A 20,699-nucleotide genomic window follows, 5' to 3' on the forward strand; every position below is an offset into this window, starting at 1 on the left:
AAAAGGCATGATCCCGGTTCAATACCGGATTCATGCCAAGAAAGCTATCTAGTATTCATGTCTAACTTTTAGGTTCATTTCAATCCAACTAGCTCTCCTGTTCTCGGTTCCTTATTGCTTCTTTTTCCACTCATCATATTGCTTTTGTTTTTCCGCAATAATTTTACCTAAGCCGGATTCTTTAAGCTTCTTATTAAATTCAGCTAAACTCTTATCTGGGTCCAATGTACCTGATTCAAGACCTAACTTATACTGATTTAGTACATTCGTGGATGCTGCAATTTCCGTTTTTACAGGATCTGGGTTGAATGTAAAACCAAATGCTGGAGAAAAAATAGCTGAATCGTTATGTTTTTTCATAACATCCCAATAATTAGCAGGGTTTCCTTCCCATGGATAAGTTAAGAAGTTATTACCAATTTGCCACTGCCCAAATACATATTTAGATTCTTTTACCCCTTCTGGCAGAGCAATCACACCTTCTGGCTTAACTACATAATGTTTCCCTTCAATACCATTATCTAATAAATTCATAATGTCTTTATTAGTGTAAAGTAAATTAATGAATTCCATTGCTTTTTCTGGGTTTTCACTGTTTCTGGCAATAGACATATTAAAGCCTGTGGCCGCATCTGTATATGAATACACATCTGTCAATTTTACTGACACCATTTCATGCCCTGTTATTCCCTTCTCTTGCACATCAAAACCAGGCTTCATTTTAGCGAAATATCCAAATCCTTTATTTGCTTTTACAATACTAGCGGCAGTTTCTTTTGATGTTGCTGAATCCTTGATGATATAGCCTGATTGGAACCATTTTCTTGCTAATTTAACTGCTTCTACATATTCAGGTTCTTCAAACATATTGACAACTTTCTCGTCTTTAAATGATACTACTCCAAGATTGTCCCCTAGCACATCAAATTTTCCAGCTGCAATGGCAGTAGCAACCGCTGTTCCCATTGATGTGTTCACTACTGGAGTTAAATTCGGTTCTTTTTCTTTGACAGTTTTAAATACATTTTCCAAATCAGCAAACGTTTTAATTTGAGAAAGATCAATATTATATTTATCTACTATATCCTTTCTCATAATATATCCATAATAGGAACCCCAGTCTCTCATACTTGGAACACCATATATTTTACCGTTAACTTTATTACCTTCTAAAAGATGTTTAGGCATTACTTCTAAAATACCTTTTCCATGTGATTTAAGTAAATCATCTAATGGAAGGTATTGGCCTTTTGCTGCTTGTGTACTGTACCCATAGTTTGATGAAGACACAATCAAATCTAACTTTTCATTGCTTGTCAGCATTAAATTTTGTTGCTGTGCCCATGCAGAACCACTAATTGGCACTAATTTAACCGTAGCATTAATTTTCTCTTTAACAATTTTATTGATTTCTTCCTGAACTAAAGGAAGGTCATCTATTTTTGTAAAACTTAGATATGCCATCGTAATTTCATATGGCTTATCCTTAGAACTGGTACCATCCTTTTTACTTGTACTACTTTCCTTTGAACTACAGCCAGCCAAAACTAAAAAGACTGACATGATGATCATTAAAAACCTTATAAAAGCCTTAAAACTCTTCACTTTTTCTTTCCCCCTCATTCTCTTTTGATGTGCTGATAGCGCTTAATGAAAACGCTATCAACTATCTGTTTTTAGTATAAAGGATGGGTGAAAAAACACTTACTAAAAATACGACATTCCACTTTCATTATTACGACTTTTCCGAACTAATTGTCGATTTTCGATACTCCATCGGATTTAATTTAGTTGCCTTTTTAAAAATTGTGGAAAAATAGGAAAAATTCGAATACCCCGCTGATAAAGCTACTTCACTTACTGGTAAACTTGTTTCTACTAACAGTTTTTTAGCATATTCAATCCTTTGCTGCTGCAAGTAGTCTGATAGCGATAACCCTGTTTGTTTTTTGAAAACCCTTGTTAAATAGTCTGGATTTAGATAAACGTAATTGGCAATGTCTTCTCGTGTTAGACGCTGCTCACCAAGATGATCATGAATAAACTTCCTCACTAAGTCGACTACTGATTCTTTTTCTTGAGGAGGATGGATCTGGTTCATTGCCACATCCGCAATGTAAATGACCCATTCCTGAAGAGCATACAACGATTTCAACACTTCTTTTGGCTTTTCCGTTAGTAAGTTTTGTGAATAGATTTGATTTGCCTGAATCCCTTTTACCTGAAGCACGTAAAAAACAAGTTGTAAAAAATCTTGGTAAAATAAATGAAGTGATTGTGCTGTTATATCATTGGCTTTTTTCCAATCCGCAAAATATTTATTGATTTCATCCAAAAACTTGTCCTTTAGGCCATTTTTCATAAGACTTGTCCATTCGGTGGAAGGAAGCTTGGGTGATAAGGAGCTTACCCCCTTTGTATCATTTTTATAAAAAATTGTCTGGTTATTTAAAGTTACATTGTTACGGTCCAGTTCCTGCAAGTTTTGCACCATACTCATCACTTCTTGAATCTGAACTTGATTGCCAATGTAGCAACATAGATCACATGAAAAGTATTGAGAGAATTGAGAAATGAATTGATTAATATTATTTGTAAGTTCCTCCAGGTTTATAGAACTTCTTGAAGGCATAATGACTACAACATATCCAGTCTCTAAATTAACCACATGAGCACCAGTGTCAAACTTCGAGATTACCTCACGCACCGCTTTTTGAAGAGCATTCTCCTTTAGCTTTTCTTCATAGGCCGATAACTCCTTTTTCCAGCGTTGAACATGAAATAACATAGGAAGAAACATTGTAGATATTGAAAATGATAAATGATGATTCTTCATATGTTCTTCAATTTTATCTATAGTTGATGGAATGACTTGTTGGATTAAATCCAACCAGAACCGTTCCTTCAGAACTTCATGATGGCTTTTTTTCAGTTGCAAGTAAGATTCCTCTACCTTTTTTATCTCTTGATCCTTTTCTATTTTTTCCAGAGCCTCTCCAATGGCCTCTTCAAGTTCCCGATAATCAACTGGTTTTAGTAGATAGTTAAAGCTTTTTAACTGCAGCGCTTGTTTCGCATAGGAGAAATCGGAATGGCAGGTTAAAAAAATAGCTTCTGTTTCAGGGTAATGCTCCCTAACCCACTTTAATAAGTCAAATCCAGACCCTTTAGGCATTTCAATATCACATAGTAACAGGTCAACCTTATTTTTTAAAAATACTTCCTGTGCTTGTGCTACATTACGAGCTGTATATACAGATAAGATATTGTATTTTTCCCAATTCACTCCAGCTTGAACCCCTCTAATAGCATGAACTTCATCATCAACAATTAGAATATTAAATTGCTTCATTGCCAATCCCCTCTCTATGTCTTAAAACAATTCTTTAGGAATCCAAATTTGCACTGTGGCACCTTTGCCTGGTTCATTTGAAAGATATATTTTTGAGCTGTCGCCGTACAACAGAAGTAATCTTTGTTTAACATTCCATATTCCTATTCTCTCGCCTTCACTGCTTGTAAGGGATTCGTCCTTTTCAAAAGCCTCTAACACATCTTCCGGGAATCCTTCTCCTGTATCCTGAATTTTTATATAGATAAAGTTAGGATCCTCATCTTGCTTTATTTCTATAAAAACATCCAAACATTCATCTAAATCAAATGCGTGTTTAATTGAGTTTTCAGTAATTGTTTGGATGATGAGAGGTGGAATTTTACATTTCATCAACTCAGCCGGTAATTCAACATAATAGTTAAGGGTTTCTGGAAATCGAAGTTGTTGAATCCTTAAATAATTCTCTGTATGCTTAACTTCATCCGCTAAACTAACAAAATAGGAGTTACTACGGAACATGAAGCGGAAGTAGTTTGCTAAACATTTTGCCATCTCTTGGATGAGACTGAAGTCCTTAACTGTAGCCAAATTATAAATAATATTTAATGAATTAAGGAAAAAATGCGGATTAATTTGCAACTGTAAATGCTTTAGTTCCGCTCTTTGAAGATTTAATTTTTCTTCATATACATTAATTTTTAAATCTTTTATCTCTGAAATCATATGATTAAAGGTTTCATTCATCACCTCAAACTCGGTAGAATTCCGTTCAATTGGAAGGCGAATATCTAAGTCTCCCTTCCGCAGTTTTTTCATTGCAAAAACAATTCGATTGATCGGCTTAAGAAATATCTTTCTCATTATCAAAATAAAAAATGCTAAAAACAAAATGGCCAGAAACGTAATAATGGATGAGATTCGCTGTAAATAAGGAAGTTTTTCTAAGATTTCACTTTCAGGGATTAAGGCAACAAGATAAAAATCACCTATTTGAGATTTTTCTTGCATTAAAATAAATCGATTTTTCTTCCCGGAAATGTAATAATTCTCTGCATTGAAGTTTAAATCTATTTTTTCTTCTTCAATAAATTTCTTATTAGTAATTGGTTTTAAGTCGGAAGTAGTTAATAATGCTTTTCCAGTTTCACCAAAATCAATATATTTAAAGGGTTTAATAATATTTTCCACATTTACCCATGCACCAACATATACTCCGTTTACTTCAAAATATTGAAGCAGGTAGTAATTATTTGCTCCTTTCCTTATATTCCATCTCCCTTCTATTAACTGCTTCGGTTTTTCCTCGAGAAACTGACGAATCTCTTCCTTTGCAGCATAACGTTCTAGATAAGTGTCAGCAGCGAACTTCTCAGTATTGATAAAATCTTTGTATGCAGTTGAATAAATAAAAATCGAATCAATTGTCGTATAGAGATAAGTCTGATTGGTGATAAAATTCACTAACCGTATTTTTGCTTTTTCATACTCATTATAATCAAGGTTTTCATTGTATTGGAGAAAATATAAATCTGTATTGTTTTGCGCAATTTCAAAAGTATATTTTCCAACACCTTCTAATGCCTGATCAATTTGATTCATATAAATATTGAGCATATTTTTGTTTGACTGGGCCACCTGGTTTCTGATAACTTCAACTCCATAATAGTTGCTAACAATATGAACAACTATTAATGGACCGATTATCAAAAAAACACATAGAAAAAGCTTAAACATCAACGAATTAAAAATTGGCCTAGTTGGTCGCATTCGTGATCCTCCTGATGAACTTTTACCTAAGTATACTTTTATTATACAACAATAATTAAAAATAGTTTTAGAATTTAGACTACTTATATAACTGCTTCACTTTTCCCTAAACAAAGAGCCTTAAGCTACCTTTTATCACTCAAAGCCCATTTACTATCTAATTTTAAAGTCCAAATAAATTTTACGCATAGACTAAATTACTTCATAAAATAACTAAGTCTTAGTTTGAGGTAATACATAATGTCAAAAATAAGATCTGTAAAAGTACCCTTCATCGAGCCCACATTTGAAATAACCCCTCTGTAATCCCAAGATTGTACATATAGTAAATGCCAAATATAAAGCTAACGGTTCCAGCAAGCTGTGTTAAAGAACGATTAAGATTTAGATTTTTCTTACTATACACAAAGGGAATTCCAATAATTGTTGTAAATGTTAACATTCCTAAAATTGTTCCAACGCCAAATATCATAATATAAAGAATACATTCCCAAACTGTAGATACAGTTGACATCGTTAAGACAACCATTGCTGCACTTCCTGCAAGACTGTGAATAAATCCGATAAAGGTTACCTTGATTAAAGATGCCCTCTCTGGTGAATGACCAACCTGCTTTGCATTTTTATTTTTATGAAAAAGCATGCTCCTCATTCCAAGAGATACGAGCATCACCCCGACAAGGAATTCTAACGACATTGACCATTTATCGGATAGCTCGCCCTTCATAAGAACGGTTCTGGTGCAACAATCTCAAAACAATTGCAATTAATCTCTAAAGCTTGGACATACTGATACTAGTACTCTAAAAGGACGTGATTAGTATGGAAAAGCAAGATTTGTTTAAGTGGAAACATTATCAGCCTGACATTATTTTGTTAACGGTGAGATGGTACCTACGGTACAATCTTAGTTTTCGTAATCTGGTGGAAATGATGGAAGAACGTGGCCTATCGATAGTTCACACAACGATTATGCGTTGGGTACATCAATATGGCCCTGAATTAGATGAAAGAGTAAGGTCTCATCTTAAACCAACAAATGACTCGTGGAGAGTCGATGAAACATATATCAAAGTAAAAGGTCAATGGATGTATCTGTATCGTGCAGTGGATTCCAAAGGAAGCACGATTGATTTTTATCTCAGTAAAACAAGAGATAAACAGGCTGCAAAGCACTTCTTCAAGAAAGCTTTGCGGTCTGTTCATGTTTCTGAGCCTCGTGTCATGACAGTCGATAAGAATCCGGCTTATCCTATAGCAATCGAAGAGTTGAAAAAAGACAAGAGCATACCTGAAGGTATGCAACTTAGACAACAAAAATACTTGAATAATATAGTGGAGCAAGATCATCGTTTTATCAAGAAGCGAGTCCGTTCTATGCTAGGATTGAAAACGTTTCGAACAGCGAAACAGATTATCTGTGGAATGGAAGTGATGCATATGCTGAAAAAAAAGACAACTTCAACAAGGGGTGAAGTCTGTCCAAAGTGAGATTGAATTCATATATAAATTATTTGGAGTAGTATCATAATTCACAGATGGAAAGGATATTGAGTCTCTATGTTTCTAAAAAATCATATTTGCACCAGAACCAAATTATCAATAGATAGATTTTCAAAAGTAAAGAAGATCCTCTCCAATGTATTTAAATGACCTTTGAGAGGGTCTTCTTTACTCATCCACTCAAATGGCTTACTATACAAAATTCACTTTATCTAAATTGTCTTTATCCATCAATTCTTTCGGATTGGTGATCAAAACAATCAAGCTTTTATCAAGCTCGAGATCCCAGTCAACAAAAATATCAATAATTCTCATTTTCAGGTAAGACTCCATCGAGCTGCTATTGTGCAGGAATATCTTTTCCAATGTTCTCCCAAACCGCTCATCCTTCTACTCCTCTCAGTGCTTACTTGAGGACAAAACACATAATGCTCCTATCTTCACTAAAGTCCCAATCCACAAAAATATCTGCGACAGGATTCTTAAAGATTTCTTCAAAGCGGCTATCACGATGTAAATATGACTTTTCTAGCTCATCCTTGGTAACCATGAGTGTCTGTTCATATCCCTTTATGATTAACTGCTTTTCAATTTGAACTAAAATTCCATCCCGTTTTACCAAATACATCTTTGGAGAGATAAAGAATGCCTCGGTTTTCTCAGGTTTTTTTTGCACCAAAATACTAATTCTTTCAACCTCAGCAATTAATGGTTTCAAATCAATAGAACCATTATCCTGATGGACTTGTTTAGTGATATCACCTTCAAATTGAACTGTTATCATCCCTGTATTTTGCGGATAGTTCCAATCATGGTAAAAACATTCGACATCCTGTTCAAATTCCAGTTCAATAATACCCTTCAATTGATTAAGGACCGTTTTCATAACTATATTCCGAGAAATATCGATGTTATCGGGATTACCGTTCTCCAGCAAAATAGACTCCAATGGAGACATGAATCCCCGTATGTAAAAAACTAAAAATTGCTCATTTGCATAAGCATAGCAAGCTTCCGGACCACGGCCAAAATTTTTTCTTAACAATTTGCTGGTTAGGCTGCTTATATCCATTAACTTTTGCTGCAGTGGCGATGACATAAGTGGTTCAACCTCTCTTTCGACAAAGGCAAAAAAAATACTGCCTTACATTATTATGTCCAGACAGTAAAATTTTTACTATTCAGGTATAAACCTTGTTAAAGCTAAAAATCAAATAGCTTTTATTTTGTTTATAATCCCACATCATGAATAAGTCCTCAATCAATCCATTAAATGCTTCTTCAAATAATTCTCTCTGCCGAACGTATCCCTTTTTAATTTCCGCAGCATGGGTTAATAGTAAATCTATATTCCCTTGTTCCAAAAGCAAGTGTTCCAGTGGAAGCATAATCCCTTTAGATTCAATTACACAGATATTTTGGGTATACTTGACAACCTTGAGCTCACTCGGGATCTTATGCAACTGTGAACCTACCATTCGAACTAATGGAAATAACTTTCTCTCAAAACTTTCATCTATCTTCACATCAGGATTGAAGTCATTATTCACTAGCAGTAAAATACCAGAGTTAGTATTATAGTTCCAATCTTGGTAAAAGGATTCGAAGGGAATTCCTAAAAGTTGCGATGCTTCTTGTAATAACTCATCGGACAAAGCTGCTATAACAGAGGACCGATATCTCATCACTAAATTATATTCCTTTTTGTTAGTTAAGATTTCTTCAGCAGGTGTCATAAAGTTACGGATATAAACGTATAATCGGTTTGCTTTTAGCACTGTATAACAGGCTTCAGGTCCTTTTCCGATTCCCCGCTTGATTATTCTACTGAAAGAACTACTAACAGACAGCAAATCTTCTTGAGTTGCAACCATTCAAATCCCCCTTATAAAAAATAAAAAGGCCTAACTTCACAAATAGGAAGTTAGGCCACGGTTAAGACGACTATAAAAATAGCTTCTACCATTTACCATCACAATAAGATAGTATTTATTTAAAATGATACTTTTGAACAGAATAATATAACTAATGACTGCAAGACATTAGACAAAATTAATTCTAACATCATTTCCAAAGGATGACAATACATTCAGATAAAAATTAGTAAATGAAGCTTCACTCTTGTGATAATAAAGGTAATTTCACCTGAATGGAGGTTCCTTTTGAATCACTCTCTATGTATATATCTCCTCTATGCTCCTTGATAATTTGCTGGCTGACTAGCATGCCAAGCCCTGTTCCATTTTCTTTTGTTGTAAAAAAAGGCTTGCCAATTTGCTTAAGAATCTCGGACGGGATCCCGGACCCCTGATCGATGACGCTGATTCGAATCTGCCCATCAGCAAGGGAACTCCCATGTATTCGTAGCACTCCTCCATTAGGCATAGCTTCAATTGCATTTTTTATATAATTAATAAAAACTTGCTTCAATCGGTCACTATCACCTAAAATCCATCGATTAGTAAAATCGAATTGTTTTTCTATTTGAATAGTATTTAAAAGGGCCTGCGATGTCATTAAGGTAACAACCTGCTCTAATAAAACTTGAAGATTTATTCTTTCATATTTTTGCTTGGATGGTTTGGCGAGCACCATTAACTCCTTTAGAATTGCTTCAATTCGGTCAATCTCAGAATGCATAATTTCGAAATAAATTTTATTACCAACGTTTTCTCCCGTTAATAATTGTAGAAAGCCTTTGATGGCTGTAATTGGATTGCGGATCTCATGGGCAATCCCGGCTGCCAGCTGCGCAGCAGTAGCTTGTTTCTCCGATACGCGGAACAAACTACTAATTAAAGTATGATACTCTTTTTCATGTTCCATCGTAAGCCTATTTTGTTTGATGGATGTAATATCCTTTAAGACTAGATACGAGCCAAGAAAAGCTTTTTCAAAGAAAATGGGAATGGAGGTAACATTAACATCTAAGATACCTTCGTCGTTCACTTGTACCTGAGCATCAAAATTATCAAGTTTCTCCTGTTCTCTGCCTTTAAAGAAGGTATGCGCTTGATTTAAAAAGTCCGAGATAAATAGTTTATGTAATGTTAATTGCTGTAGGGGATCTCCTGAATAACCTAATAGTGGTTCACAAGCATGGCTGGCATATTCAACCTTCCCTTGCAAGTCAATTAATAGAAACGCATCATGATTTTGGGATAGAATTGAGAAGTCCTGATCCATGTTCGTATCTCTATATACTTTTAAAAGGGCACTTTTCTGATTAGTTCCATGCATAACCATAAGGCAGATCTCCTTTCCTAATTTAATGACATAAAAAAGCCACAATAAGATCAGGTGATTCCCTGCTTCTTACTGTGGCTTTAAAATCTAGCGTACATTTCTAGAATTCGTTACCATTTTAGATTTCACTACTTACTTCAATTTTCCAATTAGAACAGAGCATCAACTCTATATCCATAATAAATATATTATATTTTTCGATTTTTGGCAATAATCTGTAAATAATTTCTCTTGTTAAAGAAAACTCGTCGATTGGCAAGCCCTGCCCTTGGGCGAAGACAGAGGCGTAGTTGCACTTATACTGTATTCCTAAAATTTCTCGCTACGTCGAATTGGCTTCCGGCTAGAAATTTATACTTTTTTACAGTGTAAAAATTTACATCATCATTAATAGGTTTGAAAACACTAATTCACTTTTAGTTTTTCAAGCTGTTGTTTATGAAATCCCTTCACAATCAACCAGACTGCCAAGCTCATCTCATAAACGCCCACAGGCAGAGCAATGAGTCCCTTTATCGTAGAGAAAGGCTCTACTGCACCAAACATTTCTAATAAACCGGCTATAAATACAAGGGTAGCTGTAATCATCCCAAATAGCGCTAACGGTTTGGGCACTAAGCCTGTTCTAAAAAGTAAATAACTATACATAAGCGTATTTAAACCTAACATGAGATTTGGACCTAACATAGAAGTCCATCGATAAAAGGCCTGCAACATTAAACCTATGGTAAGAAGATTTTCTTCCCTTGTTAAACTGTCTGCTTCATAATGTGTACTAAGATGTAATAAACCTAATATACTTACTAAGCCTATTGAAATAAAAACAGCTTCCATAAATCGAAAACAAAGATACCCTAATGCAATATGCTCATTCCAGCGGCGAAGATAAGGAAACAGCATGACTGCTGTCCCAATAGCTGTCACTACAAGTAAAAAATCATTCATTACACCGAGCAAAATCTTCGTTTGAAATCCATTTGCTACAGACATATACCATTGCTCTGACAATATCGGCTGATAAAAGACAACAGCTATGACTGAAGTAACTGCAGCTGCTATATATAAAACACCGATGATAATTCCATTCATTCTGTCTCTTGTCATGATCTTTACCCCCCTTGAAATAACTACCAATTGAATTTCCTATGTTATACTGGTTATGAGTATCATAAAACATTGATATAAGGAGCTATTATGGACCATTATGATGTAATTGAGGATACCTTGCTATATATTGAAAACAATATTCAACAACCTTTATCATTAGATTCTGTTGCGAATACCTTCAACATGTCAAAATACTATTTTCATAGGCTTTTTTCTGCCATGATGGGTTGTTCATTAAACAATTACATACTGTCCAGAAGATTGAATGCATCACTACAATTCATTCAAAACGACACCTTATCTCTAACGGATATTGCTTATCAGCTAAACTTTGGAACCCAAGCATCCTTCACCCGTGCCTTCAAACGCCAATATGGTATAGCACCAAGCTCTCTTAGAGTTAAGGATACGACCATATCTCAAATGCCCATACCTTCAGTAGTTAAAAGACCCATTAAAAACATCAATGGTGATATTGTCACCGATTTCACCCTAACGGAGTTCAAAACAATCAGGGTCAGTGGCATAGCCTTTGAAGTTGATCTTGCAACTGATGATTACAGGACAAAGATCCGCTCTCATTCAAAAATGCTATTAGATAACATTGATGAGACAATAAATGGTCCATGTTATGTTATTTATTCAGACTGCCAGCCAAATTCAACCCGCTTCAAGGTTCTTTTCGGGATTCCATATGATATACAAATAGGCAAGCCCTATTACTTTACCGTTGATATACCACAGCTCTTTTGTGCTAAATTTAAATATTTTGGTGATTTGCTTGATATAGGAAATGTCCTCATCACTGATTTTGCAAGATTTTTAAAAATCTCAAAGCAGGAAACTGAGAATTCACATATCGAACTCATTCAAGCCTTTGATAACATTCACAATCTTGATTCCGCCTACCACATATATACACCTATCAAAAAACTACCGATTGATTCAGATTTTTAATTTCACTTTAAAGTGATCATACTCTCGTTTATGCCCCTTTCTCGTTCGTAAAGTTATTTTGAATAATAATAGGATAGCAAAATGGGGTTAGGTTAGACTTTCCAAATCTTGCTGTAATTAGTTAGAAGCTGATTATGGGAATGGTTTTGTACCTAAAGAAAACTCGCCGATTGGCAAGTCCTGCGCTTTATATACATATATCTCCAAAAGCAAAGGAGCCTTTCTTTATAGAAAAGCTCCTTTACTCATTGTTATCTTATTCACCTCTTATTACCTGTTTATGGAAATTCCCGATAAATCACATATTTTTCACATAATCTTTTTCATTAACTGAAATGAAAAATAAAGATTACTATCCCATTTATACGGGATAATCTTACCAATTATGGTAAAAATAAAGGCAAACATTCGAAATGGTGTGGCTAATGCTTAATTTATTCAGACTTAAAAAACGCAGACCTAACCAAAAATACCTAGCAGATGACCTAAAAGATGAACAAAGTGAACCAGAACAAAATATACAAAAAAGCGATTATATCGAAGACTGGGAAAAAGATCTCACTAAATCAAGAGATTACACAAAAACTTTCTATCTTAATCAAGAGTCAGGAAAAAAATTTCACTTTACCTTTCTATCCTCACTTGTTGAAGAAGAAGTGCTGGACAATAATGTCCTCCCCTCTTTACTTAATGGAGAGTTTTGGAAAATAGCCGATGTTAAAAAGCTGCTTCCGATTGCGGATGTAGAGCTATCAAGCAACACAGCTGATATCCCCCAAAGACTGCTTAATGGGTATGTAATGCTAACAATTGAAGGAGATACAAGTGAATTTGCCTTTATCTCCGCGTCCAAACAAGTTGTTCGGTCGGTTACGGCTCCAGAAATTGAATTCAGCGTCGTTGGCCCTAAAGAAGCATTTGTCGAGGCCATTGGGCAAAACTTGAACTTGATTCGAAAACGTTTACCTATTCAGGAGCTAATAGCGGAAGAATTCTGCGTCGGAAAATTATCAAAAACGAAAGTTGTTGTTCTCTATATCGACGGAATCATAAATAAAGAAATCGTCAATACGGTTAAGCAGCGGATTGGTGATATTGAAAAGGACGAAATCGCTGACAGTTCGTATTTTACGCAGATGATCTCAGATAACGGGCATTCTCCTTTTCCGCAGCTGCTCGATACAGAAAGACCAGATCGGGTTGCATCCAGCCTGGCAGAAGGGAAAGTTGTTATTTTAGTGGACGGCTCACCACATGCACTAATCGGGCCAACCTCTTTGACAGAGTTTTTTAACTCATTTGAAGATTACTTTCTTAACTGGATTCTTGCTTCTTTTATCAGATTAATACGTTTATTTGCAGTTACTTTTTCGATTTTGATTACACCTCTTTATGTTGCGGTGGTTACGTACCACTATGAATTAATTCCAAAGGACTTATTAATTACGTTAGTTACCTCCAGGCGGGTTGTTCCTTTCCCGCCAGTTCTTGAAGTATTGTTTCTGGAAGTAACGATTGAACTATTAAGAGAAGCAGGAGCCAGGCTTCCGACTAAGGTCGGCCAGACAATCGGCATCGTGGGAGGTATTGTTATCGGGACAGCATCTGTTGAAGCTGGTCTTACGAGCAATGTTCTTTTGATTTTTATTGCCCTGTCTGCTCTTGCCTCCTTCACAACACCTGTGTACCAAATGAGCAATACGATTAGGATTATGCGTTTTCCGTTTCTTTTCATGGCCGAAATATGGGGTTTACTCGGGATAACAATCGCATTTTGTTTTCTACTTGTTCATTTGCTTCGGCTTACATCGCTTGGCTTTCCATTTATGGAACCTATTTTCCCGCTCAGAATGAAGGATTTCAAAGATGCCTTATTTCGGTTCCCATTTAAAAGCCAAGCACTTCGCCCGCAGTTTTTAAGAACCAGCAATCCGGTTCGTTTTAGTAAGGAAAAGGCTTCTAAAAAGAAGGACATTGATGAATAACGAAAAAGGCAGGTAAGGAAACATGATGCAGGGATCCGTCCCGGAGAGACTACAAATTTCACCATTTATGGCCGCGTATGTCGTCGTTTCAATGCAGATCGGAATTGGTGTCCTCGGTTTTCAGCGAAGCATTGCCAAAGATGCCGGATATGATGCTTGGATCTCTGTTTTAGTGGCAGGATTAATTACTAACCTCTCCATATGGCTGATCTATAAAGTATGCGAAGCTGTTGAAGGGGACGTGATGTATGCCAATGTTTATGTGTTTGGAAAAATCATTGGTAACAGCATAAATACCTTTTTTATTGTCTATTTTATCATTACTTGTGCTGGAGTACTCGGCGGTCTAATTGAAATCATCCGTACATGGATGTTTCTTGATTTAAACCCTTTTTCGTTTGCAATCGTTTATTTACTTTTAGGGATTTATATTGTCTATGGCGGGTTCAGGACTGTGGTGGGAATTTCCTTTCTCGGAGTAGTCATTCCCTCTTATTTAGTGTTTACCTTCGGGTTTGCATTAAAGTATGGGGACTTTACCAATTTGCTTCCTGTTTTCGATCACTCCTTTAGCGAAATGATAAAAAGCGGGTACAATATGTCACTTAGTTATCTTGGCTTTGAAACTTTATTAGTTTTTTATCCTTTTATTAAGAAGCCTGAGCAATCAAAAAAATGGGTTCATATCGGACTTTTGGCAACCACCCTTTTTTATACTGGTTTGGCAGTTATCAGCTTTTCCTATTTTCCGCCTAGCTTGCTCGAACGATCAATTTGGGCAACATTGGAAATGTGGAAAATCGTCAGCCTCCCTTTTATTGAAAGGTTCGAGTATTTAGGAATTGCGAATTGGGCCTTAATCCTTATCCCAAATGTTGCGATTACATTATGGGCCGCCAGTCGGTGCGCCAAACGGGTTTATCGCATCCAACAAAAAAAAGCAGTCATTCTCATTGCCTTGTTATGTCTGATTATCGCAGTATTAATACCTACACGCGAAAGGATGGATCTTTTCTTAGACATAGACTCAAAAGTTGGCTTCTCTTTAGTTTATATTTATATTCCCATTCTCTATTTATTACTACTCATTAAAAAGAAGGTGAAAACAAAGTGAAGAATATTCACTTCGCCATGTCCCTACTTTTTTGCACTATGCTTTTAACCGGGTGTGTCCAGACAAATGTTATTGATGATGTAAATATTGCGACAGGTATCGGTATCGATAAAAGTGGTAATCAATTGCTTGGAAGTGTCATGATTCCCGTTTTTAAGCCTGACAAGTCATTTGGGAATTTTACCTTTTCCGCCAAAGGAACTATCATGAGGGATTTGATGACCGAAATACAGAAAAAAGCTTCCCAGCCAATTGTCAGCGGAAGCCTAGATCTTGCTTTTTTTGGAGAAGATGTCGCGCGTGAGGGCATCAATCAAATAGTTGAAGTCTTCCTTCGGGATCCAAGCGTTGGCGCAAGGATCCATTTAGCTGTAGTAGATGGAAAAGCAATTGATATTTTTAAAGGTAGATATGGAGACCGCGGGAACGCCGCATACCTTACACAGTTACTTGAACATAATATAGAAGGAGAAAACTTGCCGCTGACCAATCTTCATCAATTTTTGGCTGCTTTATCCCAAAAAGGGAAGGATGCTTATTTGCCTCTGCTTAAAAAGAGTCAATCTAATTTGGTAAATATAATTGGAATAGCCCTCTTCAGGAATGACAAAGTTGTCGCTATTCTTCCAGAAAATAAAATGTTTTATTTCAAGCTCCTTGTCGACAAACATACCAGGGGTTCAGTAAAGGTAAAAGACAAGAATGAAGAATCCACTGTCCAAAGTATCACTTCAAAGAATAAAATCAGACTAACAAGCAGGAATCCCTATGAATTTTCGGTTCATATGAAAATAAAAGGGCTTCTTACGGAACATAAAGAAAAGACCCTTAAAAAGGGCGAGATACATAAAATTGAGAAACATTTAGAAAAACAAGTTGTTGTAGAATGTAAGAAAATAATTGAGAGCTTTCAAAAAAAAGAAATTGACCCGGCCGGCTTTGGTCATGTTGCTAAAAGCAAAACACGAGATTTTGATTTTAACAAATGGAATGAGCACTATAAAAATGCTCGATTTAAGGTTACCGCAGACGTAAGTATAATTGAGGTTGGAGTTGTTGAGTAAAGAACGCTATTAAAAAAGGGTCACCAAACTTTATTTAGTGACCCTTTGACAACCATCTCCCAATGACTATAGCTAAAAAACCGCCTCTATTTAAGGTCAGGTTCCTTCCTTTTAGTCCCAAAAATCTCATTTACTTATGGTATGGTTACCGTAATTAACCCTTAACAAAATTAAGGATCTGCTGCTCTTTTATTTTTTTGATAACAAGCGCACAAATTTCGTCATTACTGGCTCCATTGCTTGCTGCATTTCTGCCATGATGGTAGATAGATGAGCCGTTTGTTTCTCTTTAGCATATTTTTCAAGATAAGAGACAGCCGCCATGGAAACTTCTGTATTGACGTTTACTTTACAAATGCCTAATTCGATTGCTTTCTTTAGAACATTTTCAGGTGTTCCAGAACCGCCATGCAGAACGAGCGGGATACCCACTGCTTCACGAATCCTCTCTAGAAGAGCTAAGTCAATTTTCGGTTCGCCCTTGTACATTCCATGAACAGTGCCAATTGCAGCGGCTAAAAAGTCAACGTTTGTTTCAACAACGAATGCCTTGGCTGATTGCGGATCTGTTAAAGTTCCATCCCCTTCTTCTTCGTCTGAGAATGCCCCCCTTGCCACAGAGCCGATTTCTGCTTCAACAGAGACTCCTGCCATATGGGCAATTTCCACAATCTCTTTGGTAAAACGGATATTTTGTTCAAGATCATATTTAGATCCGTCGTACATAACAGAGGTGAAACCAGCTCGAATTGCTCGAATAATTGATTCTTTTTCATAGGCATGATCAAGATGCAGTGCAACCGGAACCTTTACTTTTTCAGCCATTGCTTTGACCATGGCTGAAAAACCTTCAACATCCACTGTAGGAAAATAACGTTCTCCTAGAGCGATAATCACAGATGTACCTTCCCGCTCGCTCACTTGGATAGCAGCTTGGGCTGTTTCTAAGTTATACACGTTAAAAGCCGCCACAGCATATTTGCCTTGTTGTGCCTGTGTTAAAATTTCTTTTGTATTCATTAACATGATCGTTTACTCCTTACTTGATAGATTAAGTTGAGAACATTGTATACGTTTTTATATTTTTTGTATACAATTTATTTCATTTCTAGATACTATTTGAATGAATTAAGGTGAAGCGTGCCATAAGTAAGACACTTGTATTATTTGGGGAACACAACAAAAGTGCCCTCAGAATTCAATGAGGGCACTTTTGCTTATTAATCGACTATTTGCAGAAGATACTATCCATTACTCATTATGTGCAGATAAAAATTCAAGTCAGTTTCTAAGTGTTTTTTCATCAAAATTTCAGCCTTTTCAGCATCTCTTGCCTTGATTGCCTCATAAATTTCTTCATGCTCATCAATAAGATGTGGACGATTATAGATAACAACAGTTTTTCTAAACAAATAAATAATCGCCTGCATTCGATCAATAATATCAATCATGACAGGATTATTACTTGCTTTCACAATATCATTATGAAAGCTTTCATTGGCAGACATGATTTCCTCTTTAGTGCCCTTTCTGCCAATCTCAACATACTCGTGCAGTTTTTCAATTTCATTTTCTCTTAAAAAGTTTGCCGCACATCGAGCTGAGTACCCTTCTAGCAGGATCCGGACATTAAACATATTCCGTAAGTCCTTCTCCGTTGGATTTACCACTCTCTTTTTAACAATTAGTCCTTCATATTCTAATTTTCGTATCGAATCCCTTATCGGTGTTCTGCTGACGCCAAGCTCAGCAGCGATTTTTTCTTCGACAATCTTAGTACCGCCAGGAAGCTCACCATTTAAAATTTTATCGCGAAGAATTTCATAACAATGGTGATACGCCAGCCGTGAGCTGTTACTTTCAATCACAAATTTCACCCCAGTTTTTCATTTCTAATTATATCCATAGTACCAAATTATTTTAATAAAATCATGCTGGAGAAAAAAGTAAAAACAACATTCAGTATACGGAAAACAAAAAATGTACACTAATACGACAAAAAATGTATACAAAAATTATTTTTTAGTATACAATGAAAACGTAAACAACGATGTAAGCGATTGCTTACAAGCTTTCAATTCCAAGGCGGAAAACCTAATTAAAGATAATGAAAATGGGAAAACCTATTTTTTCAAGGGGTTATCTGCTTTTCATAGGACGATGTTAAGACTCATTGTTGATTTGCAACATGAAAGCGAGCGCTTGAGGCGGAAATCAAAAGACAAATTAACTGAGCCTTTCAAAAAAATGTATTGGGAGGAAAATAGCATGACAAAAAAGGTTGGCTTTATCGGATTGGGCATAATGGGAAAACCTATGGCTTTAAACCTTATTAAAGCAGGACATACATTAACAGTTACTGATCTAAATCAAGAGGCGGTACAAACATTATTGGAAGCGGGTGCAACAGCAGCTCGTTCGCCAAGAGAAGTAGCAGAAAACAGCGAAATCATTATCACAATGCTTCCGGCATCGAAACATGTACAAGCTGTTGTTTTAGGCGACAATGGAGTTTTAGCAGGAGCAAAAGAAGGCTCCATTATTATCGACATGAGCTCCATTACTCCTGCTATTTCAATTGAACTTGCAGAAGAAGCTGCCAAAAAAGGCGTCGGCTTCCTAGATGCACCTGTCAGCGGCGGAGAACCTAAAGCAATCGACGGTACATTAGCCATCATGGTAGGCGGTAAAGAAGATGTGTTCGAAGCGGCAAAATCAGTTTTATTCGATATGGGAAGTGCGGTTACATTAGTTGGAAATAGCGGCTGCGGGGTTACAGCAAAATTAGCGAATCAGATCATTGTAAACCTTAACATTGCTGCAATGTCAGAAGCACTTATCTTAGCAGCTAAAGCTGGAATCGATATCGAAAAAATGTATCAGGCAATCAGAGGCGGATTAGCAGGAAGTGCGGTACTGGATGCAAAGGTTCCATTAATTCTTGAAAGAAACTTTGCTCCAGGCGGAACCATTGCTATCAATATGAAAGATATTACTAACGTAATGGATACAGCTCATGAAATTGGCGTACCGCTTCCATTATCAAGCCACCTATTAGAAATCTTCCATGCGCTAAAAGTAGATGGAAAATTAATGGATGATCATGGCGGCATCGTACAGTATTACGAAAAACTAGCAAATGTTGAAGTAAGGGGTTCTAATCAATGAGTTCAAATAAAAGATTAGTGGAAGAAGTTTTTAGCAAAATACCTTCTGTCGATACAAGCCTTGTGAATGAAATGATTGAGAAAGAACTTAAAAATTTAAATAAAAAAATCATCGTACTGGATGATGACCCAACTGGTGTTCAAACAGTTCATGGAATTTCTGTTTATACAGATTGGTCTTTGGACAGTATCGAAAAAGGCTTCCAAGAAGAGAACTCCATGTTCTTTATCTTAACAAATTCACGTGGATTTACAGCTGCTGAAACAACAAAAGCGCATCAAGAAATTGCCGCAAATATCGTGGAAGCAGCGAAGAGAAGCAATCGCGAATTTACCATTATCAGCCGTGGTGATTCAACATTAAGAGGCCATTACCCGCTGGAAACTCAAGTATTAAAAGAAACAGTTGAAACCAACTCTGATATGAAATTTGATGGTGAGGTAATCCTTCCATTCTTTAAGGAAGGCGGACGCTTCACAATTGACAATATCCATTATGTTCAATATGACGAGTATCTCGTCCCTGCAGGAGAAACAGAATTTGCGAAAGATCGTACCTTCGGCTATACCAAATCGCATTTAGGCGAGTGGGCTGAAGAAAAATCTAACGGTGAATATAAAGCGGACAATATGACGTATATTTCACTTGATAGCCTGCGTGCACTAGATGTTGAAACAATTGAACAGCAATTACTGAAGGTTGAGAACTTTAATAAAGTCATTGTGAATGCCGTTGACTATGCGGATGTTAAAATCTTTACCATTGCTTTGATTAGAGCGATGAATAAAGGAAAGAACTTTATGTTCAGAAGTGCAGCTGCACTTACGAAGGTTATCGGGGGCGTAAGCGATAAAAACCTGCTCACTCGTGAGGAAATCATGAGTGAAGACACAAACAATGGCGGATTGGTCATTATCGGTTCACATGTTAAAAAGACTACAGAACAGTTTGAAGAGCTGAAAAAGTCAGATACTGTTGAATTTATTGAGTTCAATGTTCATCTTGTACTAGAGCCTGAAAAATTCGAAGAAGAGCTTGCTCGAGTAATAGCGACGACAAATAAGCTTATTATTGAAGGAAAAAATGTTGCCGTTTATACAAGAAGAGAAAGATTGGATCTCGGAGAAGGCAAAAAAGAAGAAGAATTAAAGCTATCAGTAAAGATTTCCGATGCAGTTACCAGTATTGTAAAACGGTTAGAAGTAAGACCTTCCTATATTATTGCTAAGGGCGGTATTACATCTAGTGATGTTGGGACAAACGGTCTTGAAGTTAAAAGAGCAACAGTAGCAGGTCAAATTCGACCTGGAATTCCAGTCTGGACAACAGGCAGCGAAAGCAAATTCCCGGGAATTTCCTATGTTATCTTCCCAGGAAACGTTGGGACAAAGACGGATTTAAGAGAAGTTGTTGAAATGCTAAGCCAAAAATAATCTAAATGTCCTTTTAAGTTT

16 protein-coding genes and 1 pseudogene are annotated in these 20,699 nt (G+C 36.3%); 7 read left to right on the forward strand and 10 right to left on the reverse strand.

The features are described 5' to 3' along the window. Positions 1–111: 111 nt before the first annotated feature. The 4 genes from AAHB12_RS24705 to AAHB12_RS24720 all read right to left on the reverse strand — a co-directional run bounded on the left by AAHB12_RS24705 (position 112) and on the right by AAHB12_RS24720 (position 5,744). Entirely contained in the window at positions 112–1,605 is a 1,494-nt protein-coding gene (locus AAHB12_RS24705) for an ABC transporter substrate-binding protein (RefSeq protein WP_342047744.1), read from the reverse strand. A 130-nt stretch (positions 1,606–1,735) separates the two neighbouring features. After that, complete coding sequence (locus AAHB12_RS24710) at positions 1,736–3,352, reverse strand: response regulator transcription factor (protein ID WP_342047746.1); 1,617 nt, start codon at positions 3,350–3,352, stop codon at positions 1,736–1,738. Positions 3,353–3,373: 21 nt separating this feature from the next. Beyond that, positions 3,374–5,101, reverse strand: a complete 1,728-nt coding sequence (locus AAHB12_RS24715; protein ID WP_342047747.1) for a sensor histidine kinase — start codon at positions 5,099–5,101, stop codon at positions 3,374–3,376. 271 nt (positions 5,102–5,372) lie between these two features. Further along, positions 5,373–5,744, reverse strand: coding sequence for a hypothetical protein (locus AAHB12_RS24720; RefSeq protein ID WP_342047749.1), 372 nt, complete (start codon positions 5,742–5,744; stop codon positions 5,373–5,375). A 179-nt stretch (positions 5,745–5,923) separates the two neighbouring features. Between AAHB12_RS24720 and AAHB12_RS24725 the strand changes: the two are divergent. After that, positions 5,924–6,632: pseudogene (locus AAHB12_RS24725) on the forward strand (IS6 family transposase). Positions 6,633–7,010: 378 nt separating this feature from the next. Here AAHB12_RS24725 and AAHB12_RS24730 read toward each other — a convergent pair. The 4 genes from AAHB12_RS24730 to AAHB12_RS24745 all read right to left on the reverse strand — a co-directional run bounded on the left by AAHB12_RS24730 (position 7,011) and on the right by AAHB12_RS24745 (position 10,954). Continuing rightward, the gene (locus tag AAHB12_RS24730; RefSeq protein ID WP_342047750.1) at positions 7,011–7,703 is read right to left on the reverse strand and encodes a Na-translocating system protein MpsC family protein; all 693 of its coding nucleotides are present in this window, start codon (positions 7,701–7,703) and stop codon (positions 7,011–7,013) included. An 82-nt stretch (positions 7,704–7,785) separates the two neighbouring features. Then, a complete protein-coding gene (locus AAHB12_RS24735) occupies positions 7,786–8,478 on the reverse strand; it encodes a Na-translocating system protein MpsC family protein (RefSeq protein ID WP_342047752.1) in 693 nt (230 codons plus the stop codon). 241 nt (positions 8,479–8,719) lie between these two features. After that, positions 8,720–9,850 carry an ATP-binding protein gene (locus tag AAHB12_RS24740; RefSeq protein ID WP_342047753.1) on the reverse strand — a complete coding sequence of 377 codons (1,131 nt, stop codon included), beginning with the start codon at positions 9,848–9,850 and terminating at the stop codon, positions 8,720–8,722. A 405-nt stretch (positions 9,851–10,255) separates the two neighbouring features. After that, a complete protein-coding gene (locus tag AAHB12_RS24745) occupies positions 10,256–10,954 on the reverse strand; it encodes a DUF4386 domain-containing protein (RefSeq protein ID WP_342047754.1) in 699 nt (232 codons plus the stop codon). Between the two features lie 90 nt (positions 10,955–11,044). Here AAHB12_RS24745 and AAHB12_RS24750 point away from each other — a divergent pair, with 90 nt between their 5' ends. The 4 genes from AAHB12_RS24750 to AAHB12_RS24765 all read left to right on the forward strand — a co-directional run bounded on the left by AAHB12_RS24750 (position 11,045) and on the right by AAHB12_RS24765 (position 16,077). Beyond that, a complete protein-coding gene (locus AAHB12_RS24750) occupies positions 11,045–11,914 on the forward strand; it encodes a helix-turn-helix transcriptional regulator (RefSeq protein WP_342047755.1) in 870 nt (289 codons plus the stop codon). 425 nt (positions 11,915–12,339) lie between these two features. Then, on the forward strand, positions 12,340–13,899 hold the full coding sequence (locus AAHB12_RS24755; protein ID WP_342047757.1) for a spore germination protein: 1,560 nt from the start codon (positions 12,340–12,342) through the stop codon (positions 13,897–13,899). 22 nt (positions 13,900–13,921) lie between these two features. Continuing rightward, entirely contained in the window at positions 13,922–15,013 is a 1,092-nt protein-coding gene (locus tag AAHB12_RS24760) for a GerAB/ArcD/ProY family transporter (RefSeq protein WP_342047758.1), read from the forward strand. Then, positions 15,010–16,077 carry a Ger(x)C family spore germination protein gene (locus tag AAHB12_RS24765; protein WP_342047759.1) on the forward strand — a complete coding sequence of 356 codons (1,068 nt, stop codon included), beginning with the start codon at positions 15,010–15,012 and terminating at the stop codon, positions 16,075–16,077. Before AAHB12_RS24760 ends, AAHB12_RS24765 begins: the two co-directional genes overlap by 4 nt. Before the next feature lie 189 nt (positions 16,078–16,266). Here the strand turns inward: AAHB12_RS24765 and AAHB12_RS24770 are convergent, their stop codons facing one another. Continuing rightward, entirely contained in the window at positions 16,267–17,103 is an 837-nt protein-coding gene (locus tag AAHB12_RS24770) for a class II fructose-bisphosphate aldolase (protein ID WP_342047761.1), read from the reverse strand. A gap of 218 nt (positions 17,104–17,321) precedes the next feature. Then, positions 17,322–17,942: a GntR family transcriptional regulator gene (locus AAHB12_RS24775; RefSeq protein WP_446715610.1), complete on the reverse strand. Its 621-nt coding sequence runs from the start codon at positions 17,940–17,942 to the stop codon at positions 17,322–17,324. 295 nt (positions 17,943–18,237) lie between these two features. Between AAHB12_RS24775 and garR the strand changes: the two genes are divergently transcribed. Next, complete coding sequence (gene garR, locus AAHB12_RS24780) at positions 18,238–19,245, forward strand: 2-hydroxy-3-oxopropionate reductase (RefSeq protein WP_446715609.1); 1,008 nt, start codon at positions 18,238–18,240, stop codon at positions 19,243–19,245. After that, positions 19,242–20,678 carry a four-carbon acid sugar kinase family protein gene (locus AAHB12_RS24785; protein ID WP_342047764.1) on the forward strand — a complete coding sequence of 479 codons (1,437 nt, stop codon included), beginning with the start codon at positions 19,242–19,244 and terminating at the stop codon, positions 20,676–20,678. Before garR ends, AAHB12_RS24785 begins: the two co-directional genes overlap by 4 nt. The last annotated feature ends 21 nt before the right edge of the window (positions 20,679–20,699 follow it).

The sequence above is a fragment of the Bacillus sp. OTU530 genome (assembly GCF_038440375.1).